The organism is Pseudomonas sp. M30-35 (genome assembly GCF_002163625.1).
Lineage (GTDB): Bacteria > Pseudomonadota > Gammaproteobacteria > Pseudomonadales > Pseudomonadaceae > Aquipseudomonas.
In genome coordinates this window covers 855,113-878,603 of sequence record NZ_CP020892.1, presented here as the reverse complement: position 1 = coordinate 878,603, position 23,491 = coordinate 855,113, and the positions used below count along the sequence as shown (strand labels likewise).

General features: G+C 55.2%; 23 protein-coding genes. 9 read left to right on the top strand and 14 right to left on the bottom strand.

The window, feature by feature from the left end; genetic code table 11:
• Positions 1 to 62 precede the first annotated feature (62 nt).
• The 4 genes from B9K09_RS04090 (at position 63) to lnt (ending at position 4,032) form a co-directional block, all read left to right on the top strand.
• The gene (locus tag B9K09_RS04090) at positions 63 to 1,067 is read left to right on the top strand and encodes a PhoH family protein (protein ID WP_087515626.1); all 1,005 of its coding nucleotides are present in this window, start codon (positions 63 to 65) and stop codon (positions 1,065 to 1,067) included.
• The gene (gene ybeY, locus B9K09_RS04085; RefSeq protein ID WP_087515625.1) at positions 1,057 to 1,518 is read left to right on the top strand and encodes an rRNA maturation RNase YbeY; all 462 of its coding nucleotides are present in this window, start codon (positions 1,057 to 1,059) and stop codon (positions 1,516 to 1,518) included. Before B9K09_RS04090 ends, ybeY begins: the two co-directional genes overlap by 11 nt.
• 33 nt (positions 1,519 to 1,551) lie before the next feature.
• Positions 1,552 to 2,391 carry an HlyC/CorC family transporter gene (locus B9K09_RS04080; RefSeq protein WP_087515624.1) on the top strand — a complete coding sequence of 280 codons (840 nt, stop codon included), beginning with the start codon at positions 1,552 to 1,554 and terminating at the stop codon, positions 2,389 to 2,391.
• 120 nt (positions 2,392 to 2,511) lie between these two features.
• Complete coding sequence (gene lnt / locus B9K09_RS04075) at positions 2,512 to 4,032, top strand: apolipoprotein N-acyltransferase (protein WP_087515623.1); 1,521 nt, start codon at positions 2,512 to 2,514, stop codon at positions 4,030 to 4,032.
• A 33-nt stretch (positions 4,033 to 4,065) separates the two neighbouring features.
• On the opposite strand, the gene B9K09_RS04070 is transcribed toward lnt, so the two are convergent.
• Positions 4,066 to 4,824 carry a YdcF family protein gene (locus B9K09_RS04070; protein ID WP_087515622.1) on the bottom strand — a complete coding sequence of 253 codons (759 nt, stop codon included), beginning with the start codon at positions 4,822 to 4,824 and terminating at the stop codon, positions 4,066 to 4,068.
• 164 nt (positions 4,825 to 4,988) lie between these two features.
• Complete coding sequence (locus B9K09_RS04065) at positions 4,989 to 5,414, bottom strand: hypothetical protein (RefSeq protein WP_087515621.1); 426 nt, start codon at positions 5,412 to 5,414, stop codon at positions 4,989 to 4,991.
• A gap of 207 nt (positions 5,415 to 5,621) precedes the next feature.
• Here B9K09_RS04065 and leuS point away from each other — a divergent pair, with 207 nt between their 5' ends.
• The 5 genes from leuS to B9K09_RS04040 all read left to right on the top strand — a co-directional run bounded on the left by leuS (position 5,622) and on the right by B9K09_RS04040 (position 11,772).
• Positions 5,622 to 8,228, top strand: a complete 2,607-nt coding sequence (leuS, locus tag B9K09_RS04060) for a leucine--tRNA ligase (protein WP_087515620.1) — start codon at positions 5,622 to 5,624, stop codon at positions 8,226 to 8,228.
• Between the two features lie 57 nt (positions 8,229 to 8,285).
• Positions 8,286 to 8,894, top strand: a complete 609-nt coding sequence (gene lptE, locus B9K09_RS04055; RefSeq protein WP_087515619.1) for an LPS assembly lipoprotein LptE — start codon at positions 8,286 to 8,288, stop codon at positions 8,892 to 8,894.
• A gap of 196 nt (positions 8,895 to 9,090) precedes the next feature.
• Entirely contained in the window at positions 9,091 to 10,128 is a 1,038-nt protein-coding gene (holA, locus tag B9K09_RS04050) for a DNA polymerase III subunit delta (protein WP_087515618.1), read from the top strand.
• Positions 10,129 to 10,230: 102 nt separating this feature from the next.
• On the top strand, positions 10,231 to 10,389 hold the full coding sequence (gene arfA / locus B9K09_RS04045) for an alternative ribosome rescue factor ArfA (RefSeq protein WP_087515617.1): 159 nt from the start codon (positions 10,231 to 10,233) through the stop codon (positions 10,387 to 10,389).
• Positions 10,390 to 10,464: 75 nt separating this feature from the next.
• Positions 10,465 to 11,772, top strand: coding sequence for a lytic murein transglycosylase (locus B9K09_RS04040; protein WP_087515616.1), 1,308 nt, complete (start codon positions 10,465 to 10,467; stop codon positions 11,770 to 11,772).
• A gap of 118 nt (positions 11,773 to 11,890) precedes the next feature.
• On the opposite strand, the gene lipA is transcribed toward B9K09_RS04040, so the two are convergent.
• The 12 genes from lipA to B9K09_RS03980 all read right to left on the bottom strand — a co-directional run bounded on the left by lipA (position 11,891) and on the right by B9K09_RS03980 (position 23,209).
• The gene (gene lipA / locus B9K09_RS04035) at positions 11,891 to 12,862 is read right to left on the bottom strand and encodes a lipoyl synthase (protein ID WP_087515615.1); all 972 of its coding nucleotides are present in this window, start codon (positions 12,860 to 12,862) and stop codon (positions 11,891 to 11,893) included.
• Positions 12,862 to 13,509: a lipoyl(octanoyl) transferase LipB gene (gene lipB / locus B9K09_RS04030; protein ID WP_177408632.1), complete on the bottom strand. Its 648-nt coding sequence runs from the start codon at positions 13,507 to 13,509 to the stop codon at positions 12,862 to 12,864. Before lipB ends, lipA begins: the two co-directional genes overlap by 1 nt.
• On the bottom strand, positions 13,509 to 13,790 hold the full coding sequence (locus B9K09_RS04025; RefSeq protein ID WP_087515613.1) for a DUF493 domain-containing protein: 282 nt from the start codon (positions 13,788 to 13,790) through the stop codon (positions 13,509 to 13,511). Before B9K09_RS04025 ends, lipB begins: the two co-directional genes overlap by 1 nt.
• A 118-nt stretch (positions 13,791 to 13,908) precedes the next feature.
• The gene (locus B9K09_RS04020; RefSeq protein WP_087515612.1) at positions 13,909 to 15,072 is read right to left on the bottom strand and encodes a D-alanyl-D-alanine carboxypeptidase family protein; all 1,164 of its coding nucleotides are present in this window, start codon (positions 15,070 to 15,072) and stop codon (positions 13,909 to 13,911) included.
• A gap of 132 nt (positions 15,073 to 15,204) precedes the next feature.
• The gene (locus B9K09_RS04015; RefSeq protein WP_157699322.1) at positions 15,205 to 16,197 is read right to left on the bottom strand and encodes a septal ring lytic transglycosylase RlpA family protein; all 993 of its coding nucleotides are present in this window, start codon (positions 16,195 to 16,197) and stop codon (positions 15,205 to 15,207) included.
• Positions 16,197 to 17,207 carry a lytic murein transglycosylase B gene (gene mltB, locus B9K09_RS04010; protein ID WP_087515611.1) on the bottom strand — a complete coding sequence of 337 codons (1,011 nt, stop codon included), beginning with the start codon at positions 17,205 to 17,207 and terminating at the stop codon, positions 16,197 to 16,199. Before mltB ends, B9K09_RS04015 begins: the two co-directional genes overlap by 1 nt.
• A 17-nt stretch (positions 17,208 to 17,224) precedes the next feature.
• Positions 17,225 to 18,328, bottom strand: coding sequence for a rod shape-determining protein RodA (gene rodA, locus B9K09_RS04005; RefSeq protein WP_177408698.1), 1,104 nt, complete (start codon positions 18,326 to 18,328; stop codon positions 17,225 to 17,227).
• A gap of 38 nt (positions 18,329 to 18,366) precedes the next feature.
• Positions 18,367 to 20,256 carry a penicillin-binding protein 2 gene (gene mrdA, locus B9K09_RS04000; RefSeq protein ID WP_087515609.1) on the bottom strand — a complete coding sequence of 630 codons (1,890 nt, stop codon included), beginning with the start codon at positions 20,254 to 20,256 and terminating at the stop codon, positions 18,367 to 18,369.
• A 12-nt stretch (positions 20,257 to 20,268) separates the two neighbouring features.
• A complete protein-coding gene (gene rlmH / locus B9K09_RS03995) occupies positions 20,269 to 20,736 on the bottom strand; it encodes a 23S rRNA (pseudouridine(1915)-N(3))-methyltransferase RlmH (protein WP_087515608.1) in 468 nt (155 codons plus the stop codon).
• Positions 20,737 to 20,748: 12 nt separating this feature from the next.
• The gene (gene rsfS, locus B9K09_RS03990; RefSeq protein ID WP_087518972.1) at positions 20,749 to 21,120 is read right to left on the bottom strand and encodes a ribosome silencing factor; all 372 of its coding nucleotides are present in this window, start codon (positions 21,118 to 21,120) and stop codon (positions 20,749 to 20,751) included.
• A gap of 183 nt (positions 21,121 to 21,303) precedes the next feature.
• Positions 21,304 to 21,948, bottom strand: coding sequence for a nicotinate-nucleotide adenylyltransferase (gene nadD, locus B9K09_RS03985; RefSeq protein ID WP_087515607.1), 645 nt, complete (start codon positions 21,946 to 21,948; stop codon positions 21,304 to 21,306).
• The gene (locus B9K09_RS03980; protein ID WP_087515606.1) at positions 21,941 to 23,209 is read right to left on the bottom strand and encodes a glutamate-5-semialdehyde dehydrogenase; all 1,269 of its coding nucleotides are present in this window, start codon (positions 23,207 to 23,209) and stop codon (positions 21,941 to 21,943) included. The genes nadD and B9K09_RS03980 overlap by 8 nt, the downstream gene beginning before the upstream one ends.
• Positions 23,210 to 23,491 lie beyond the last annotated feature (282 nt).

The following is a 23,491-nucleotide window of genomic DNA, read 5'->3' as shown; positions in this document are numbered from 1 at the left end:
CGTGAACAGCTAAGGCTATTCTTGCCCAATTACCCCTGCCGACTGGCGGCCATCTTATTATTTTGAATACACAGACAGCACCACATCATTTCATCCTCGAGCCATTCGAAGCCAATCGCTTCGCCAATCTGTGCGGGCAATTTGACGAGAACCTGCGCCTGATTGAACAGCGCCTCGAGATCGAAATTCGCAATCGCGGCAATCAGTTCGAATTACTTGGCGATAGCGAGCAAACCCGTGCAGCAGAGCAACTGTTGCGCCGTCTCTACCGTGAAGCCCAAAACACAGAATTGTCTCCAGACACAGTGCATCTGTTTTTGCAGGAGTCCGGTATCGAGGAGCTGAAAAGCTCAACGGTCGAATCCACTATTGGCCTGCGCACGCGCAAAGGCATGATCCGGCCACGGGGAGCCAATCAGCAGGCTTACGTCAAATCGATACTCGAGCACGACATCAACTTCGGCATTGGCCCGGCAGGCACCGGTAAAACCTACCTTGCAGTGGCCTGCGCAGTTGACGCATTGGAGCGCGAGCAAATTCGCCGCATTCTCTTGGTGCGTCCAGCGGTTGAAGCGGGCGAGAAGCTCGGCTTCTTGCCAGGCGACCTGTCACAGAAGATTGATCCGTATCTGCGCCCGCTGTACGACGCACTTTACGAGATGCTCGGCTTTGAACACGTCGCCCGCCTGATCGAAAAACAAGTGATCGAAGTGGCCCCGCTCGCCTACATGCGCGGTCGTACGCTGAACAACAGCTTTATCATTCTTGATGAAAGCCAGAACACCACGCTTGAGCAAATGAAGATGTTCCTCACCCGGATCGGCTTCGGCTCTACGGCTGTAATCACCGGCGACATTACTCAGGTTGACCTGCCGCGCGGCAGCAAGTCTGGCCTGACCCATGTAATCGATGTATTACGCGACGTGCCCGGCATCAGCTTCACTCACTTCAAGCCCAAGGACGTGGTCCGCCACCCATTGGTCCAACGTATTGTTGAAGCTTACGAGCGCTTTGAAGATCACGCACACAACAAACCTGCCAATGAACGGGGCAACGGTGATGGTTGAGCTGGACTTACAGATCGCCAGCAATGCCAGCGATTTACCCAGCGAAGCGCAATTTACTCAGTGGTGCGAGGTTGCTCTACGCCAGCGCACCGCCGACTCTGAACTAACCATACGCCTGGTCGATGAAGCAGAAGGACTTGAGCTCAACCACACTTACCGCCAACGCGAGTACGCCACCAACGTACTCTCGTTCCCTGCGGACGTGCCGGATGAGATGCTCGACATTCCCCTGCTTGGCGACTTGGTCATTTGCGCGCCAGTAGTGGCTCGCGAAGCCATCGAGCAAGAAAAAAGCCTGACTGCCCACTGGGCACATCTGGTGATTCACGGCTGCCTGCACCTTCTCGGCTACGACCACATCGAAGATGCCGAAGCCGAGGAAATGGAAGCTTTAGAACGTACACTGCTCGCCGAGCTGGGTCATCCCGACCCTTATGCCGACGACGAATGATTGATCACAAGCAAGGATCCTGAGTAAAACCCCATGAGCGAAGACCGATCGAGCAACGAGCAAAAGTCATGGCTGAATAAGCTGACACAGGCTTTTGCTCACGAGCCGAAAAACCGTCAAGAACTGCTGGAAGTCCTGCGCGAAGCGCACCAGAACAAGCTACTCGACAGCGAGGCGCTAGCCATCGTTGAAGGTGCTATTCAGGTGGCTGACCTGCAAGTTCGCGACATTATGGTTCCACGTTCACAGATGATCAGCATCAAAGCCACGCAAACTCCAAAAGAGTTTCTGCCATCAATTATCGATGCCGCGCACTCGCGCTACCCGGTAGTGGGTGAAAGCCTTGATGACGTGATCGGCATCCTGCTTGCCAAGGATCTGCTCCCGCTGATCCTGCAAGACGAGCAACAGAACTTCAACATCAAAGACCTGCTGCGTCCGGCAACTTTTGTCCCAGAGTCCAAACGGCTTAATGTGCTGCTGCGCGAGTTCCGCGCCAATCACAACCACATGGCGGTGGTGATTGACGAATACGGCGGCGTCGCAGGCCTGGTGACAATTGAAGACGTGCTTGAGCAGATCGTCGGCGATATTGAAGACGAGCATGACGTCGAGGAAGACAGCTACGTCAAACCGCTGCCAAGCGGCGACTTTCTGGTCAAAGCACTGACCCCGATCGAAAACTTCAACGAAGCCTTCGGCACCAACTTTTCCGATGATGAGTTCGATACCGTTGGCGGCCTGGTCATGAGCGCCTTTGGTCACCTGCCAAAACGCAATGAAGTGACTGAGATCGGCGGCTTTCGCTTCCGCATCCTCAACGCTGACAGCCGGCGCGTACATTTGCTGCGCTTGTCACCTCTAGTAGGCTGATGCTCAACCTGACTGAGCCAGAATGCTGGCTCAGTCAGGACAGCAATTACAACTGCAAACTTGCCGAACATGGGCGCTTACCTATAGCCTCCAGCGGTCTTTTACCGTCTAGGATTTAACATGCGCTGGATCACCCGCCCGGGCTGGCTAGGCAACCTGATTAGCATGGCTGCAGGTGCCATCACCACATTTGCACTTGCACCCTTCGATATCTGGCCGCTGGCGCTGCTGTCTATCGCGCTGCTTTACCTTGGCCTGCGTGATCTTGCACCACGCAAAGCGGCTGGACGCGGCTGGTGCTATGGTTTTGGCCTGTTTGCCGCTGGCACTAGCTGGGTCTACGTCAGCATCCATACTTTTGGTGATGCCTCACCCTTACTCGCTGGCCTGTTAACCCTTGGCTTTGTTGCAGGCCTGGGCTTGTTTTTTGCCCTTACAGCGTTTCTTTGGGCACGCTGGATCCGCCGCCCTGAAGCACCATTGGCCGATGCACTGGCGTTCGCCGCCGTGTGGGTCGCTCAAGAAGCATTTCGTGGCTGGTTCTTGACCGGCTTCCCATGGCTTTATGCAGGCTACAGCCAACTCGACGGCCCGCTGACCGGCCTCGCACCCATCGGTGGTGTATGGCTGATCTCATTTGCCCTCGCGCTCTGCGCCGCCTTAGCCGTCAACCTTTACTCGCTGCGCAAGCGCCCAGCGTTTTTAATGGCTGGCGCAGTGCTATTGGCCGCGCCTTGGCTCAGCGGTCTGGTGCTCAATGGCTATGCCTGGACCAAACCTGCCGGGCAGCCGCAAAGCGTACTGTCGATCCAAGGCAATATAGAGCAAAGCATGAAATGGGACCCGGCCAAGCTTGAAGCACAACTTGAGCTGTATCGCGACCTGACGCTAAATGCCAAGCCAACAGATTTGATCATCTGGCCTGAAACGGCAGTGCCGGTACTCAAAGACCAGGCGCTGGATTACCTGAGCAGCATGGATCGCTTTGCCAGCGAGCGGAAAAGCGCACTGATCACCGGGGTACCGATTCGCCAGCCAAATAAAGCTGGAGAGATGCGCTATTACAACGGTGTGACCGTGCTTGGCCAAGGCAGTGGCGACTATCTCAAGCAAAAGCTGGTGCCATTTGGCGAGTACGTGCCACTGCAAGAAGTGCTGCGCGGCCTGATCGCCTTCTTCGACCTGCCAATGTCTGACTTTGCCCGTGGCGACTCCGACCAGCCCCTGCTTGAAGCCAAAGGCTACAGAATCGCAACCTTGATCTGTTACGAAGTGGTTTATCCGGAGTTTGCCGCCGAACTTGCAGCCAAGAGCGACCTATTGCTCACGGTCAGCAACGACGCCTGGTTTGGCGATTCAATCGGCCCGTTGCAACACTTGCAGATGGCGCAAATGCGCGCTCTGGAAGCAGGTCGCTGGATGATTCGCACCACCAACAATGGCATGACTGTGCTGATCGACCCAATGGGCAAAATCACCGCCCAACTGCCGCAGTTCAAGCGCGGCATGCTCTACGGCAGCGTGCAGCCGATGCAGCAGTTGACCCCTTATCTACAGTTTCGCTCGTGGCCGCTGATCATCATTTGCACGCTGTTGCTTGGCTGGGCCTTGCTGGCCAGCCGCATGGCCAAAACGGTTTAAGCCGCCGCCAATCAACGCCAGACGCGGGACAGCTTAATAAAAGAGGCGATAGGCAACATGGCCAATCGCCTCGTTAATCAGCCAGGTACTTTGCATAAAAGCTTTACCGTCCGGTAGCCAACCTCCATCTGGTCGTGCATCCAAACGGGCCAGAGACCCAACTGGCGCGGGCACTACCTGAAAGCCAACCTGCTCGAAACTCCAGCGCGAACGCGCCATATGAAACGCCTGGGTGACCAACACCACTCGATTGATCTTCTCTGCCTCGAGTATCTGCCGACTGAACTGCGCATTTTCCCACGTGGTACGACTCTGTGATTCTTGCCAGCGAGTAGCCACCGCAAAATCCTCGGCCAACACGTTGGCCATGATGGTCGCCTCGCTGGGTGGCTTACCGAAATGCAGTCCACCGGTTATCAACACCGGCAATCCTGAAGCCTTAGCCAACCTAGAGGCATAACGCAGGCGCTCAATCGCTAATGCGCTGGGTTGATCTTCCGCCCATGCCGCATCCCCTTGATCACGGCCGGCGCCGAGCACGACGATGGCATCGGCAGTCTGCGCCAGCTGGCCTATTTGCTCTGCGTTCAGTGCGGGCTCTGTTTCGATCTGTCGCGCAGCCCATTCAACCGCCACCGGCAAACTCATCACGTAGAGCCCTCCGGCCCCACACACAAAGCAACATGTGGCAATTCGCGGCGCACGTTTACGCAGCCACCACGCGAGAATAAGCAGGATGAACAACACGCCGGGCGGCATGCACAGTTGTTTGATCAGGAAACGAAGCGGCATTGAGTCAGTCCATCGACAATTGTGAGCAGTGTCCTCACAAGCTAAGGCGGTGAAGCACCAGCATATATCAGATTACTGTCTCCGTTCAGGAACGCCTGGGCAAATATGGACGTTAAAAATAAGCTGTATTTACAGCGCTGTAGCCAGCACAACGCTCCTGAAACTCAATGTACTTGCGCCCTTTCCAGACGGAATAATTTTGAGCCGCAAACCTGACAGTCGAACACCCGCGACATAGCCTGCAATGACACGGTATTGCCACACAGGGCACAGCATAATTGCCCGCGCCTCGCACAAAATGGCCTTAACCGCGGTTTTATCTTAAGGCGCGCGCTCCAGACGGGAAGGTTTTCACGGGTGGAAAGCTCTTTGGCGGCGGCATGCCAACCTCGCAACCAACTCAAGTCACGCTCTAAATAGGCATTGATCAGCCCAAGCTCTGCGGGGGTCAAGCCACGCAGCTCCAACTCCTGCGGCTCAGTTGTGGCAAGGCCCTGCACACTTTGTGCATCATCCAGCGCAATGGCGAGTCGTTGTAACAAACGGCTATATAACCCTGCACTGTCTTGTGTCTTTTGCAATTCACCCATCAAGCACCTCTCCCGGGTAGATACTCACCCTTACAGCAAGCTTAGCGGCCTGCATTTAAGCGAGAGGCTGCAGCGACAAACGGTGACTGAGTGCCGGATAAACGGCGAATCATCTGCTCGCTTATGAAATCAAGGTTTCCCACTGCTGCCGGGGGTCATGTATGCTACGGCGTTTCCCGAAAGCCTCTATTCCTAGCGCAAGTAGCCATGCACGAACAGTATCAGCCACGCGAAATCGAAGCCGCCGCGCAATCCCAGTGGGATGCGCAGAAATCCTTTGTAGTGAGCGAACAGCCAGGCAAAGAAACATTCTATTGCCTGTCGATGTTCCCCTACCCGAGCGGCAAGTTGCACATGGGTCATGTGCGCAACTACACCATCGGTGATGTGATTGCCCGCTACCAACGTATGCAGGGCAAGAACGTACTCCAGCCAATGGGCTGGGACGCCTTTGGCATGCCAGCTGAAAACGCTGCCATGAAGAACAAGGTTGCGCCCGCCAAATGGACCTACGAAAACATCGATTACATGAAGACCCAGCTGAAGAGCCTGGGCTTGGCAATCGACTGGACGCGTGAAGTCACCACCTGCAAGCCTGACTACTATCGTTGGGAGCAGTGGCTATTCACCCGCCTGTTTGAAAAAGGCGTGATCTACCGTAAAAACGGCAGCGTCAACTGGGACCCAGTCGACCAGACCGTTTTGGCCAACGAACAAGTTATCGACGGTCGCGGCTGGCGCAGTGGCGCGTTGATCGAAAAACGCGAAATCCCGATGTATTACTTCAAGATCACCGCTTACGCGGATGAACTCTTGAGCAGCCTTGATGAACTGGATGGCTGGCCTGAACAGGTCAAGACCATGCAGCGCAACTGGATCGGTAAGTCGCGCGGCATGGAAGTCTGCTTTCCGTATGATGTTGCCAGCATTGGCAGCAGCGGCGAACTGAAAGTATTCACCACCCGCCCAGACACCTTGATGGGTGCGACTTATGTTGCTGTAGCGGCGGAACACCCGCTCGCGACTCAAGCAGCGCAAGGCAACCCTGAGCTGCAAGCATTTATCGATGAGTGCAAGCGTGGCGGTGTCGCTGAAGCCGATATCGCAACCCAGGAAAAGAAAGGCCTACCGACTTCATTGTTCGTAGAACACCCACTGACTGGCGCCAAGCTGCCAGTTTGGGTCGCTAACTACGTCTTGATGCACTACGGCGACGGTGCTGTTATGGCCGTGCCTGCACACGACGAGCGCGACTTTGAATTCGCCACCAAGTATGACCTGCCAATCAAAACTGTAGTTCGTACCAGCGCCGGTGATGAAACACCTGCTCCTTGGCAAGACGCCTATGGCGAGCACGGCGAACTGATCAACTCTGGCGAGTTTGATGGTCTCGACTTCCCCGGTGCGTTCGATGCAATCGAAGTCGCCCTGCAAAAGAAAAGCCTCGGTCAGTCCCGCACTCAATTCCGCCTGCGCGATTGGGGCATCAGCCGTCAGCGTTATTGGGGCTGCCCAATCCCGATCGTGCATTGCGACAGCTGTGGCGATGTGCCCGTACCGGAAGACCAACTGCCTGTCGTGCTACCCGAAGATGTAGTACCGGACGGCGCAGGTTCACCACTGGCGCGCATGCCTGAGTTTTATGAGTGCAGCTGCCCGAAATGTGGCGCACCGGCCAAGCGCGAAACCGACACCATGGACACCTTCGTTGAATCGTCCTGGTACTTCGCACGCTATGCCTCACCAAACTACACCGGCGGCATGGTTGACCCAGACGCAGCCAACCACTGGCTCCCGGTCGATCAATACATCGGCGGCATCGAACACGCGATTCTGCACCTGCTGTATGCACGCTTCTTCCACAAGTTGATGCGTGACGAAGGCCTGCTTAGCTCTAACGAGCCGTTCAAGAAGTTGCTGACCCAAGGCATGGTGGTCGCTGATACTTACTACCGCATAGCTGAAAACGGTGGCAAGGACTGGTTCAACCCGGCTGATGTCGAGATTGAGCACGACAGCAAAGGCAAAGTCACTGCCGCAAGGCTCAAGGCTGACGGCCTGCCAGTTGAAATTGGCGGTACCGAGAAGATGTCGAAGTCGAAAAACAACGGCGTCGATCCGCAAGCCATGATCGACCAGTACGGCGCAGATACTTGCCGCCTGTTCATGATGTTCGCCTCACCGCCCGACATGAGCCTGGAATGGTCGGACTCAGGCGTTGAAGGCGCTAGCCGCTTCATGCGCCGTGTTTGGCGTCTGGCTCAGGCACACGTCAATGCAGGGCTTCCGAGTGCCAAGCTACAAACTGAACTGAACGACGCACAAAAAGAAGTGCGCCGCGCTATTCACCTGGCAATCAAGCAAGCCAGCCAGGATATTGGCCAGCACCACAAGTTCAACACCGCAATTGCTGCCGTGATGACCTTGATGAACGTGCTTGAGAAAGCCGCGCAGACCACAGACCAAGATCGCGCCCTGTTGCAGGAAGGCCTGGAAACGGTGGTGCTGCTGCTGGCACCTATAACACCGCACATCAGCCACGAAATCTGGCAGCAGTTGGGCCATGAAGTTGCGGCAATCGACTCCAGCTGGCCACAACTGGATGAGTCGGCCCTGGTACAAGACAACTTGACGCTGGTGATTCAGGTCAACGGTAAGCTGCGCGGACAAATTGAAATGCCTGCCAGCGCCAGCCGTGAAGAAGTCGAAGCGGCTGCGCGGGTTAACGAAAACGTGCTGCGCTTCACCGAAGGCATGACCATCCGCAAAGTGATCGTAGTACCGGGTAAACTGGTCAACATCGTCGCTAACTGATTAGAAACCGGCGCCGTGCAACACACCGCGCCGGGACGCTCGCCAAGGGGATACAAGATGATTAAACGGAATCTGCTACTAATCGGCCTGACCGCTCTACTCAGTGCCTGCGGCTTTCAGCTACGCGGCACTGGCGACGTGCAGTTCACCTTGACTGAACTCAATGTGATCGCACGCAACGCCTACGGTGAAACAGTCAAGCAAGTGATCGAGACCCTCGAAAACAACAAGGTCAAGGTTCATGCGGGCGCGCCTTACACATTGGCCCTGGTCAATGAGCAAGAGACCCAACGCACAGCCAGCTACACCAGCTCTGCGCAAACCGCAGAAAACGAGCTGACCACCCGCCTCGACTACGAGATCCGCGGTGGTAGCAAGAATCTGCTGTTGCTGAACAACCAACTTGAAGTGCGCAGCATTCAAACCCGTGACGGCAACAACATCGTGGGTTCTGACGAAGAAATGGCTCAACTGCGCCAAGAAATGCGCCGCGACCTGATCAACCAACTGATGCTACGCCTGCAGTTGATCAGCCCGGCACAGCTTGATGCATTACTGCAGACCGCAGAAGCCAAGGCTCAGGCCGAAGCCGATGCTGAGAAAGCTGCTCGCCAACGTCAGGATGCTCAACCGCAGCAGTCGCCAATAGAAATACCGACAGAGTAAAACCGTAGGGTGGACGACACTTTTTTCGTCCACCCTTTGACGCAGCCAATGGTGTGATGTGAACTTTTTCCGCCCACCATTTGCGCCACTGATATTCAATCAATTGCTGTACTTTGGTGGACAGGCTTCGCCTTGTTACACCCTACGCCCGGCGGACCTGGCTTAATCCGCCACTTTTTAGAGGCACCCGGCGCAGATGAAACTAAACCCAGCACAACTTGGCAAACACCTTCAGGGCACTCTCGCAGCCGTTTACGTGGTGAGCGGTGACGAGCCACTGCTGTGCCAGGAAGCGTGCGATGCAATACGTGCCGCCACACGTGCTCAAGGTTTCAGTGAACGCCAAGTGTTTAATGCCGAGACCAACTTCGACTGGGGCAGCCTGCTTCAGGCCAGCGCCAGCCTGTCGCTCTTTGCCGACAAGCGCTTGCTTGAGCTGCGTATACCCGGCGGCAAACTAAGCGACAAAGGCGTCGCTCTGCTTGAGTACCTGGCGCGCCCTGCTGAAGATACTGTCTTGCTGATAAGCCTGCCCAAGCTCGATGGCAGCACGCAAAAGAGCAAATGGGCCAAAGCCCTGATCGAAGGCGCCAACACTCAGTTTTTACAAATCTGGCCGGTTGACACCAACCAGCTTGGCCAATGGATTCGCCAGCGCATGGCTCAGTCCGGATTGACTGCAAGCCAGGAAGCCGTGGAAATGATTGCGGTGCGAGTCGAGGGCAACTTGCTCGCGGCTGCGCAAGAGATCGAAAAGCTCAAACTACTCGCCAAAGACAATCAGGTTGATGTCGATACGGTGCAGGCCTCCGTCGCCGACAGCGCCCGCTTTGATGTGTTTGGTCTGATTGATGCCGCGCTCAATGGCGAAGCCGCGCACGCGCTGCGCATGCTTGAAGGTCTGCGCGGTGAAGGTGTTGAGCCTCCAGTTATTCTCTGGGCACTGGCCCGAGAGGTTCGCATGCTGGCAACCATCGCTCAGCAATACAGCCAAGGCATACCGCTTGATAAAGCGTTCAGCTCGGCTCGGCCACCGGTCTGGGATAAGCGCAGACCCCTGGTCAGCAAAGCTTTACAACGTCACTCAGCGCCGCGTTGGGGCAAGTTGCTTGAAGATGCACAAGCCATCGATGCACAAATCAAAGGTCAGGCACCGGGCGATGCCTGGAGCAGTCTAAATATGCTGACTCTGAGCATGTGCGGCAAACGCCTTAGCATCAGCAACGCGGTATAATCTCCGCTTGGGCCTCGCCACGCGCGCCTGAACTTTACCCTGCAACAATCGCCTAAGTTGTGCAGCCGCAGCGCTGTAGATCGAATCAAACGGGAGAAACACATGAGCAAATCAGGCCAAAAACGGCCCAATAAAGCTAAATCAATCGTTGCCCAACCGCTATTTCGCAGTCAGCAACAAAAACCGCAAAAAGGTAAAGGTAGTTACCGTCGCCAAGCCTCCCAGCAAAACTGGGAGGCTTTTTCGTTTATGGCAGCATGAAAGCCCCGGGCCAGCAGTCTGCATAGCGATTCATTCATGTTATGGTAGAACCCTGCGAAACGTGCTGAGACCACCATGCCAAACCTGCTTTTCCGTGGCCTGAGCCACACCTCAATTACCCTCTCGCTTGTACTTCTAAGTGCCTGTTCCGAAGCACCTGCACAATCAATGAGCGGGACGCCTACAACAGCACCCACTACTTCGCCATCTGTTACCGCTGTAGCCGCGTCAGACTCTGCGCAAACGCCACAGCCAGCGCTGACCTTCGCCGAATGGCGTACGCTACTGCGCAGCGACGCAATTGCCGCCGGCATCAGTGACACCTTATTCGACCGCGCCTTCGCTGGCGTCACGCCCAACCCCGACGTTATACGTCTGGACGGCAGCCAGCCCGAATTCACCCGCCCTGTCTGGGAATACCTCGACGGCGCAGTTTCGCCTGCCCGTGTAAACCAAGGCCGACGCCTGATGGCGCAAGAGCGGGTAGCGCTGGATCGGATCGAACAGCACTATGCAGTCAATCGTGAAACCTTGGTTGCTATCTGGGGCATGGAAAGTAACTTCGGCGGCAACATTGGCAGCTATAACGTCGTGCGTTCGCTGGCGACACTCGCTTACGAAGGCCGTCGCCAAGCCTTTTGGCGCAGCCAGCTATTAGCGGTGCTACAAATCCTGCAGCACGGTGATACCGACCCCGAGCACCTTGTCGGCTCATGGGCTGGCGCAATGGGTCAAACCCAGTTTATGCCAACCACCTATAACGACCACGCCGTGGACTTCGACGGTGATGGTCGCCGTGATGTCTGGCGCTCTTCAACCGATGCCCTTGCCTCTGCCGCACAGTACTTAAACGCATCTGGCTGGCAAATGGATCAGCCCTGGGGATTTGAAGTACGCCTGCCAGGCGACTTCGACTACGCACTGGCCGACCCAGAAAACCGCCGCACGCTGAGCCAATGGCAAGCGCTAGGCCTTAAACCGGTCAATAGCACCGCCGCGCAGCTGCCTGGCGATTCGCTGGCCACATTACTGTTGCCAGCGGGTCACAAAGGTCCGGCGTTTTTGCTGATGAATAACTTTCGCAGTATTTTGCGCTACAACAACTCCACCTCTTACGCCCTGGCCATCGGCCTGCTCAGCGACAGCCTACGCGGCGACGCAGGCGTTCAGGGCAAGTGGCCAGTTGGCGAGCGCCAGCTGGGCCGCCAAGAACGTATAGAGCTACAGCAGTTACTGACGCAAAAGGGCTTCGAGCCCGGCAAGGCCGACGGCATCATTGGCGCCAATACACGCAAAGCCGTTCGCGCCTTCCAGCAACAACAACAGCAACCTGCGGACGGCTACCCAAGCGTTGAGTTACTGCAGGAATTACGCAGGTTCTGATGGTAGCGCGCAAATCATAGCGACAAAAAAGGCGACCCAAGGGTCGCCTTTTTCTTGCATGCAGCAATAACTGTTTCGGCTGAGCGGCTTCAAAGCCGCCCTGACGCTTTAAACCGTCTTAGGCCTTGGCAGCGTGCGCTTGCTGATCCGCATGGTAAGAGGAGCGTACCAGCGGGCCAGAGGCGACGTTTTTGAAGCCCATCTTCAGACCTTCTTCGGCAAACCAGGCAAATACGTCTGGATGCACGAAACGCTGCACCGCCAAGTGGTTACGCGATGGCTGCAAGTATTGGCCCAGGGTCAACATGTCAACGTCGTGCTCGCGCATGCGCTTCATCACTTCGATGACTTCTTCATCGGTCTCACCCAAACCCAGCATCAAGCCCGACTTGGTTGGCACGCCGGGCACCAGCTCCTTGAACTTTTGCAGCAGGTCCAAAGACCACTCAAAGTCGGAACCCGGACGAGCAGCCTTGTACAAACGCGGCACAGTCTCAAGGTTATGGTTGAATACGTCAGGCGGCTCATTGGCAGTAATCGCCAACGCGACATCCATACGCCCACGGTAGTCAGGCACCAGTGTTTCCAACTGAACATTGGGCGACAGCTTGCGGATTTCACGCAAACAATCAACAAAGTGCTGAGCCCCGCCGTCACGCAGGTCATCCCGGTCAACCGAGGTGATCACCACGTACTTCAATTTCAGGTCAGCGATAGCCACGGCCAAGTTGGTTGGCTCATCAGTATCCAGAGGCTTCGGCCGACCATGACCAACGTCGCAGAACGGGCAGCGACGGGTGCAGATGTCACCCATGATCATAAAGGTGGCAGTACCGCCCGAGAAACATTCGCCCAAGTTAGGGCATGACGCTTCTTCACACACGCTGTGCAGGTTGTGCTTGCGCAGCAGTTGTTTAATGCGGTCAACCTCAGGTGAAATCGGAATTCGGACACGAATCCAGTCAGGCTTTTTTGGCAGCTCATCAGTCGGGATAATTTTTACTGGGATGCGCGCCATTTTCTCTGCGCCACGCAGCTTAACGCCTACTTCAACCTTGGCCGGTTTGCCGGCTGTTTCCACAGTGCTCATCAGTCAATTCCGCCCGCAAGGGTCTTCTGTTCAGCGTAGTCGAGGTGTTTGACGAGCTGGTCACGCAGCCGGGCACTAACCTCGGAAAATTCTATTGGTGTATCAACCAGATCAGCCAGTTGAGTCATTGCCATCCCCGCATAGCCACATGGGTTAATGCGCTGGAAGGGAGACAAGTCCATGTTGGTATTTAGGGCCAGTCCATGGAACGAGCGACCATTGCGAATACGCAGGCCGAGCGAGGCAATTTTTGCATCAGCAACATATACCCCAGGAGCATCCGCCTTGGTGTATGCCGTAACGCCATAGCTGGCCAACAGGGCCAACAAACTTTGTTCAATGCGCGTGACTAAATCACGCACACCGAGTTTTGAGCGACGTACATCAAGCATCAGATACGCGATTAACTGGCCGGGGCCGTGATAGGTCACCTGACCGCCTCGATCCACCTGCACCACCGGGATATCCCCCGGAAATAGAACGTGCTCCGCTTTACCCGCCTGCCCTTGAGTAAACACTGGCGGGTGTTCCAGCAGCCAGATTTCGTCAGGGGTTTCAGGACCGCGACTGTCGGTAAATCGCTGCATGGCATGCCAGGTTGGCTCGTAAGCCACCCGGCCTAACTCGCGAAAGCCAATCAGGCTCATCACAGCACCATGTGGACGCGGCCAGTTGCTCGCAAATCAACATGGATGGCTTGCAACTGCTCGACGCCGGTCGCGGTAATCAGCACTTGCACAGAAAGATAACGCCCATTGCTACTGTCACGAGTGACCAGAGTTCCGGCGTCCAAGTCAGGCGCATGGCGCTGAATAACTTCAATTACCAGATCAGCAAAGCCTTCGCCCGCATCGCCAATCACTTTGATTGGGTAGCGTTCGCAAGGAAACTCAATCTTTGGCGCTTTTACATCGTCAGTATCAGTCATGGCATTAGCAGGCTTTTGGCCCGTCCATAAGTATTACGCCCCGGATAGGGGGCGTATTAGACGCCTCTAAACACCTGGATTGCAAACTAGGCAACGGCATTTAGAGGCTCTAAGCGAATTATCCGTTGAACAAGCCGTAGAAGAATAGACGAATGCTATCCCACACACGACGGAACAAACCACCCTCTTCAACCGGTTCAAGTGCAATCAGGTCGGCAGTGTGAACCACTTTATCGCCCAGTTTGACTTCAACTTTACCGACGACGTCACCTTGCTTGATCGGTGCAATCAACTGCGGCGTCATGCTCATGCTGGCTTGTAACTTGTCTACCTGGCCTCTTGGCAAGGTCAAGGTCAGATCATCTGCCAAACCGGCTTTAACCTGGTGATCAGCACCTTTCCACACGGCAGTTTGCGCAAGCTCAGCACCCTTCTTGTAGAAGGTGCGCGTTTCAAAGAAGCGGAAGCCGTAAGTCAGCAGCTTTTGCGTTTCAGCAGCGCGGGCCTGCTCGCTGTTCGTACCAAAAACAACAGCAATCAAACGCATACCGTCACGCACGGCTGATGCTACCAGGCAATAACCGGCTTCTTCGGTATGACCGGTTTTCAGGCCGTCAACGGTCTTGTCGCGCCACAACAGCAGGTTACGATTTGGCTGCTTGATATTGTTCCAGAGAAATTCTTTCTGCGAATAAATGGCGTAGTGAGCCGGGTCAACAGAAATGATGTCACGAGCCAGCGTGGCCATGTCGTGCGCTGACGAATAGTGATCCGGATTAGGCAACCCAGTCGCATTCATGAAGTGGCTGTTAGTAAGGCCCAGCTCTTTCGCGGTGCTATTCATCATGTCAGCAAATGCATCTTCGCTACCGGCGATATGCTCAGCAACAGCGACGCTGGCGTCGTTACCCGACTGAATGATAACGCCGTGCAGCAGGTCACTCAGCGACACCTGAGTATTGACCTGAACGAACATCCGCGAACCGCCGGTACGCCAGGCGTGCTCGCTGATGGTGACCATATCGTCTTCACTCACCTGGCCTTTTTTGATCTCCAGGGTTGCGATGTAGGCGGTCATCAGCTTGGTCAGGCTTGCAGGCGGCAGCCGCTGATCACCTTCATTCTCAACCAGCACCTGACCAGTTGCGGCATCCATCAGCACATAGGATTTAGCCGCCAGCTGAGGTGGCGCAGGTGTAGCCATTTGCTGGGCCCATGCGGCTGGCGCAGCGAGTAGCAAAAGTGACAATGAAGCGCGTTGCGCAAAGCTGGTGATATTCATCCGTCTCTCGAAGTAGCTGATGGTGGAACATGCCCGAATGGACAAATTATGAATGGCTGTCGCAACTCAGAGCGGTTGCGACAACATGCTGCTTAGCTAATGGGCTGATTACAGTGACTGCGCTTAGCCAATTCAGTTCGCCCGTACCATTGTGGGCTTGCCCAAATTGGCCAGACGAAGACTTTCTTGCATTTGCTCAGCCTCGCCCTGATTGCTGATCGGGCCGACTCGAACGCGGTGCAGCGTTCGTTGATTCTGCACCACTGAGCTGATGAATACCGGGGCAGTTACTGTCCCGCTCAGCTTGTCCTTGAGAAGCTCCGCAGCGTCCGGATTGGCGAAGGCTCCCACTTGGAGATACAGGCCAGAGGCTGCGAGTGAAGCGTTTTTTTTTGAGTCAACTTGCACCGGCAATACGGGCGCGGCGTGCTGGCTCGCAGGTGGCACATACTGCTCAACCGGCTCAGCCATGGCTTGCATCTGCGTTTTGGCGGTGGGCTGAGCTAGCACCATTGGCGCCGTCTTGCCCTGCTTTGCCCACCACTGTTGAGGATCAATGCCTTCAACCTTGACACGCGCAGTACCTTTCTCGGCATAACCAAGCTTTTTAGCGGCGGCAAACGACAGATCGATAATGCGATCTGAGTAGAACGGACCACGGTCATTGACCCGCAAAATTGCGGTTTTGCCGTTTTCCAGATTGGTGACTTTGACATAGCTCGGCAGCGGCAGGGTTTTATGCGCGGCGGTCATGCCATAAAGATCATAGGTTTCACCGTTGGCGGTCGCTTGACCATGAAACTTGGTGCCATACCAAGACGCCAAGCCCGTAGCACGGTAGCTACTACCATCGGAGATAGGGAAATACTTAGTGCCCAATACTGTGTACGGGCTGGCTTTGTAAGCACCGGTGTGAGGTGTCGGTACCGCATCGCGAATCAGCGAGACATCGACATCCCACCATGGCGCGCCATCACGATGAGGGCGCGCAAAGTCACTGGGACCGCTAATACCTGCCGGCTGTGACGCGACGGGTTTAACCACCGGCTGTTTAGTAGACGAGCAGCTTGCCAACGCCAAGGTAATGGCGCCAAGCGTAACGAGTCTGAGTGGCAAGCTCGACATCAATGGGTTCCCCGCGCTTCGGCTATCAAATCAGCCAGTTGAGTGACCGCCATCGCATACATGCTGCTGCGATTGTAACGTGTAATCACGTAAAAGTTGGGCAAGCCTAACCAATACTCGTCGCCATCGACACCCTCAAAACGAAAAGCCGTCACCGGCATTTCGCCATCGAGCTTATCGGTGATGCTCCAGCCTAGCTCATTTAGCTGGTTAATATTTTTCACTGGTTCGAGGCCTTCGGTCAAACCTTGCTCAACTTTATCCCCAGAAACGCTAGCGCGGCTGACTACCGGCTCACCTGCCAACCAACCATGACGCTTAAAGTAGCTAGCTACGCTGCCGATGGCATCATCTGGATTGCTCCAGATATTGATGTGACCATCGCCGTCAAAGTCCACCGCATAAGCACGGAAGCTGCTCGGCATAAATTGCGGCAGCCCCATCGCACCCGCGTAAGAGCCCTTAAGAGTAATTGGATCGACCTGCTCCTCACGCGACAGCATCAGGAATTCACGCAACTCCTTGCGGAAAAATGGCGCACGTGGCGGGTAATCAAATGCCAGCGTCGACAATGCATCGAGCACTCGATAGCTGCCGGTATTGCCGCCGTAAAAGGTCTCAACGCCGATGATTGCGACAATATACTGAGCCGGAACACCGTATTCCTTTTCCGCACGCGCCAAAGCGGCTTCATGCTGACGCCAAAAATCGACGCCGCGAGCGATACGCGAGTCAGTGATAAAAATTGGGCGGTAATCTTTCCACTGCTTAACCCGCTCTGCCGGGCGCGAAATAGCATCGATAATCGACTGCTTGCGCTCAACCTCTCCGAACAAGTTGACTAGCTGCTCATCGGCAAACCCGTAGTCACGGGTCATTTCAGTGATAAACGAGGCAACTTCAGGTGATTCAGAATAATCACCTGCGCTGGCTTGCTGAACCCATCCGAGCGCAGTGGCAAGTCCTAACCAATGTGCTTGTCTTACGGCCCAGCCACGCAGATTTTGCATTGAATTCATAACCCCAATTAAACCTGAGCGATCCACTTACGGTGTGTGTGGATCGACATCAAAACTCCAAACCCTGACAACAACGTGATCAGCGAAGTTCCGCCATAGCTAATGAATGGCAAAGGAACCCCAACGACAGGCAGCAAACCACTAACCATGCCGATATTGACGAACACGTAGACGAAAAACGTCATCGTTATTGACCCGGCCAAGAGCTTACCGAACAGCGTCTGCGCTTGCACGGTTATCACTAGCCCACGACTGATCAACAACAAATAGACAAACAGCAATATGCATACGCCAACCAAACCGAACTCTTCAGCCAGAACCGCAATGATAAAGTCCGTGTGGCTTTCCGGCAAAAAGTCCAGGTGTGACTGCGTGCCCAACAACCAGCCTTTACCCAACACGCCCCCAGAGCCAATCGCTGCTTTCGACTGGATAATATTCCAGCCACTGCCGAGTGGATCTGTCTCAGGACTCAGAAAGGTCAATACCCGTTGTTTTTGGTACTGATGCATGACAAAAAACCACATGCCAACTGCAACAGGAACCAATGCAGTCACGGCACCAATGATCCAGCGCCACTGCAAACCCGCCATAAACAGCACAAACGCACCAGACGTGATCACCAACAACGATGTGCCCAAATCTGGCTGTATAAGGATAAGGCTCACGGGCACGCCAATCAGCGCCAGACTCACCACAATATGTTTCAGACGCGGCGGCAAGGCGCGTTTCGACAGATACCAGGCAATCGTCGCGGGCATGATGATCTTCATGAACTCCGACGGCTGAAAGCGAATGACTCCTGGAATATTGATCCAGCGCGTTGCGCCCATCGCGTTGTGGCCCATGACATCGACCACCACCAACAGACCGACACCCGCAACGTAGGCAAGCGGTACCCAGCGCGCCATAAAGCGCGGCTCAAACTGGGCGATGATGATCATGCCAACCAGGCCAATACCAAATGAACTGGCCTGCTTCATCAAAAGATCGACATCTTTGCCACTGGCTGAATACAAGATAAACAAGCTGCCAGCAGCCAGGGTTAACAGCAGCAGCAACAAGATACCGTCAATATGCAAACGCTGGAGCAGGCTCGCTCTGCGGCGCAGCACATCTTCACTGGACAGGGTACGGTCAAAGCTATTGCTCATTGGTCCTGCGCCTGTTCTTTAACGGGAGGAGCATACTCAGCCTTGAGCACGCCATTGTCATCCAGTAACCAAGCATCCATCACTGCTTTGAGCACTGGCGCCGCAACCCCGGAGCCCGACTCACCGTTCTCGACCATCACCGAGACTGCAATTTCAGGATCTTCAGCTGGAGCAAAACCTACGAACAAGGCGTGGTCACGGTGTCGCTCACGAATTTTAGTGCGGTCGTAACGCTCGCCTTGCTTGATTGCCACGACCTGCGCAGTACCACTCTTACCGGCGATTCGGTAGGCCGCCTCGTTACCGACTTTACGCGCAGTACCGCGCGCACCATGCATAACCATTTCCATACCGTGACGCGCATAGTCCCAGTATCTAGGGTCTTTAAGCACAATATCAGGGATAGGGTTGTCGTCTACTGGCGCCACCCCATCCACGGTTTTAGCCAAATGCGGACGAATCCATTTTCCGCGGCTAGCCACTAACGCAGTCGCTTGCGCCAGCTGCAGCGGGGTGGTTTGCATGTAGCCCTGACCGATACCGAGAATTAGCGTTTCACCTGGATACCAGGCTTGACGATAGCGCCCGCGCTTCCATTCACGTGAAGGCATCAGCCCTGCGGTTTCCTCGAACATATCCAGCGAGACACGCCGCCCCAGCCCAAACTTGGACATGTAATCGTGCATGCGATCAATGCCCAGCTTATGCGCCAAGTCGTAGAAATAGGTGTCATTCGAGCGCATCAGAGCGGTGTCGAGGTTTACCGAGCCATCACCATAACGGTTCCAGTTACGGTATTTATGAGTGTTGTTAGGTAATTGGTAAAAGCCTGGGTCATACACTTTTGAAGTCGGAGTAATCACACCGGCATCAAGACCTGCGATAGCCATCATCGGCTTGACCGTCGAACCCGGCGGATACAACCCTCGCAGCACGCGGTTAAACAACGGCTGATCAATCGAGTCGCGCAATTCAGCGTAGGCCTTGAAGCTAATGCCGGTCACAAACGGATTTGGATCAAAACTCGGCTGGCTAACCATCGCCAACACCTCGCCGGTCTTCACCTGAATGGCCACAATTGCGCCACGACGCCCACCCAGCGCCTTTTCGGCTGCCTCCTGAAGCTTGGTGTCGATGGTCAGAATCAGGTCTTTTCCAGGCTGCGGGTCGGTGCGGTTAAGCACTCGCAAAACACGGCCACGCGCGTTGGTTTCAACTTCTTCATAACCGACCTTGCCATGCAGGTCGGACTCGTAGAAACGCTCGATACCGGTTTTACCGATATGGTGCGAGCCACTGTACTCAACGGGGTCGAGTTTTTTCAGCTCAGTCTCATTGATTCGCCCCACATAACCAACCGAATGAGCAAAGTGCTCGCCCAATGGGTAATGACGAACCAATTGCGCGGTCACTTCAACGCCGGGCAAGCGGAATTGGTTAATGGCGATTTTGGCGATTTGCTCTTCGCTCAGTTCAAATAGCACCGGCACCGGCTCGAACGGCCTGCGCCCCTGCCGCACGCGCTTTTCAAAGAGCTGGCGGTCTTCTTCGGGAAGCCCCAGCACTTCGACAATAACATCCAACACCTGCTCCCAGTCACCCGCGCGCTCACGCGTCAGGGTCAGACTGAAACTTGGCCGGTTATCGGCGATGATCTCCCCATTTCGATCGTAAATAAGCCCACGATTTGGAGGAATCGGCTGAACATGCACGCGGTTGTTTTCAGACAGCGTCGAGTGATACTCGTACTGCACCACCTGCAGGTAGTACAGACGACTCACCAGCACGCCGATCAACAAAAAGACCACAATGGCACCGACGATCGCACGCCCACGAATCAGGCGCGCGTCTTTCTCGTGGTCTTTTAGGCGGATCGGCTGCGGCATCGGTTACTGTGGCTACTTATGGTATGGATGGCCGGACAATACAGTCCAGGCGCGATAAACCTGCTCGCCGATGAGGATACGTACCAGCGGATGTGGCAAAGTCAGCGGCGACAGCGACCAACGCTGTTCGCTACGCGCCTGAACCTCAGGCGCAAGCCCCTCAGGGCCACCAACCATCAAATTGACTGTACGCGAATCAAGCCGCCACTTATCCAGCTCAAGGGCAAGTTGCTCGGTGCTCCATGGTCGTCCTTCGACTTCCAGGGTGACGATCCGTTCACCCGGCTGAACTTTAGCCAGCATGGCTTCGCCTTCCTGGCGAATCATACGGGTTACGTCGGCATTCTTACTTCGCGTGGTCAACGGTATCTCAATCAGCTCAAGCGCCAGCTCAGAGGGCATACGCTTGGCATATTCCTGCCAACCGTCCTCGACCCAGCGCGGCATTTTAGACCCGACTGCAATCAATTTGATACGCACAGCTAGACGCCCTTACTCAGCTTCCGGGCCTTGCTCTGGCGCGTGCTGTGCACGGCTCTGCTCTGCACCCTGCCACAGTCGCTCAAGGTCGTAAAACTGACGGGTAGTCGGCAGCATTACGTGAACCACGATATCGCCAAGATCGAGCAGCGCCCACTCACCCGTGTCGAGACCTTCACTACCGATTGGACGTACGCCCTGCTCTTTTACTTTTTCCAGCACGTTGTCGACCAGCGACTTAACGTGACGACTGGAAGTACCGCTGGCAATCACCATGAAATCAGTGATGCTGGTCTTTTCACGCACATCAATAGTGATGATGTCTTGGGCTTTGATGTCTTCCAGAGCAAGGATGGCCAATTTGACCAGGTCTTCGCTCGGCATGATTTGATTCTTCATAGGTAACTCGTTTGCCTCATGTGTCAGAGTTTGCATACTACTGCTGCTAAAACTCGCCATTAATCGCGATATTCATCAAACGCTCCGCTAAGCATACTCAGCTGATGATTACTCATTCGGCTGGTTCAATGATGCATAGCGTAACGCAGTAATTTATCTACATACTCATTAGTTCGCTGCACGGTACAGCCCGTGCGCTTGGATATAAGTCAGTACCGTGTCTGGCACCAAATAACGTACCGATTTTCCGCTATGCAATAGCCCGCGGATTTGTGTGGCAGACACCGCCATCGGCGTTTGCCAGACAAAGGAAATCTGCCCACATGCACCGGCCATCGCATGTGGATCACTGACACTGCGCGCAGCTAACAAATCGCGCAGCGCCTCTGGCGCTTCACTGTCAGCATCGGGACGCTGCAACACCAAAATATGGCAGTGCAGCAATAACTCATCCCAACGGTGCCAGCTTGGCAGCCCGCAAAAGGCATCCCAGCCCAGTAACAAATACAACTGATCATCCGCAGCCAATTCTGCCCGCAGCGATTCTAAAGTATCGATGCTATAGGACGGCTTATTGCGCTTAAGCTCACGGTCATCAACCACTAACGGCGCAACGCCAGCTACTGCACGCTCAACCATCGCCAAGCGGTCATGGGCAGAAACATGCGGCGTATCTCTGTGTGGCGGCCGCGCACTCGGTATCAGACGCAGCTCATCAAGAACCATAAACTCGGCAACTTCAACCGCGCCGCGTAAATGGCCAATGTGCACCGGATCAAAGGTGCCGCCAAATAGGCCAATGCGTTTAGGCATTCTGTCCGCGCAACTGACCATCGCCGACCACTACATACTTCTCGCAAGTCAGGCCTTCAAGCCCGACTGGTCCGCGCGCATGTAGCTTATCAGTGGAAATACCAATCTCCGCGCCGAGGCCATACTCAAAGCCATCAGCGAAACAGGTTGGGGTATTGAGCATCACTGAACTGGAGTCCACTTCAGCCATAAAGCGCCGAGCGTTGCCCTGATGTTCAGTCACAATCGAGTCGGTGTGGTGCGAGCCATAATGGTTAATGTGCTCAATTGCCTGATCAAGATCATCAACGATACGGATCGACAGGATCGCGGCCAAATATTCGGTCGCCCAGTCTTCATCAGTTGCCGGATTAACCGCGATCAGCTCACGCGTACGTTCACAGCCACGTAACTCCACACCTTTCTCAACGAACAGAGCAGCCATTGCCGGCAGGAAATCAGCCGCAACCGATTGGTGGACCAACAAGGTCTCCATCGCACCGCAGATGCCATAACGGTATGTTTTGGCATTGAGGGCAATCTTCTGTGCCTTCGCCAGTTCGGCCAAGGCATCAACGTACACGTGACAAATACCATCAAGGTGCTTGATCACCGGTACGCGCGCATCACGGCTGACTCGCTCGATAAGCCCTTTACCGCCACGCGGCACGATCACATCAACAAACTCAGGCATGGTAATCAACGCACCCACCGCGGCGCGATCAGTGGTTTCGACCACTTGCACCACCGCGGCAGGTAAATCTGCCGCAGCCAGACCACGCTGGATGCACGCCGCGACAGCCCGATTGGAGTGAATAGCTTCTGAGCCACCGCGCAAAATAGTCGCGTTGCCGGATTTCAGACACAGACTTGCTGCATCAATGGTCACATTAGGCCGTGACTCATAAATGATACCGACCACCCCAAGTGGCACGCGCATCTTGCCGACCTGAATACCCGACGGACGGTAGCTCATATCGCGAATAGCACCGACTGGATCGGCCAATGTTGCGACCTGACGCAGACCTTCAATCATTGCGTCGATACGCGCAGGAGTCAGCGCCAAACGGTCGAGCATCGCCGGCTCAAGACCATTTGCACGGCCTGCGGCGAGGTCTTTGTCGTTCTCTTCGGTCAATTCAGCACGCGCCGCATCCAGCGCAGACGCGGCTGCCAGCAAGGCGCGGTTCTTCTGTGCGGTGCTGGCACGCGCTATCACGCGCGAAGCCTCACGGGCAGCACGGCCCAAGCGGGTCATATAGTCGAGCACGGACTCAGTCATGGTCTCGGTAGCCAGGCAACAAGGAAAGCGGCTGATTATAGCGAGCGTAAGGCTTCACGCACAGCGGTGACGGGCGGAAGGCGACCCGGTTGTTGCGTTTTTTTCACAGTAACAGCTGCGACAGGTGTTATTTGACCCTGTCACGGTACACGCGGGTCGCTGGCCCTGGAGACAGTTCTAAGGATCGGTAACCAAAAGAAAGGCATCTGTTTATGTTCAAAGCGGCCTACATAGAAAGCCCTTGCTTCTTAAAGCTCATGAAAACGCTCAGACATATTCGTC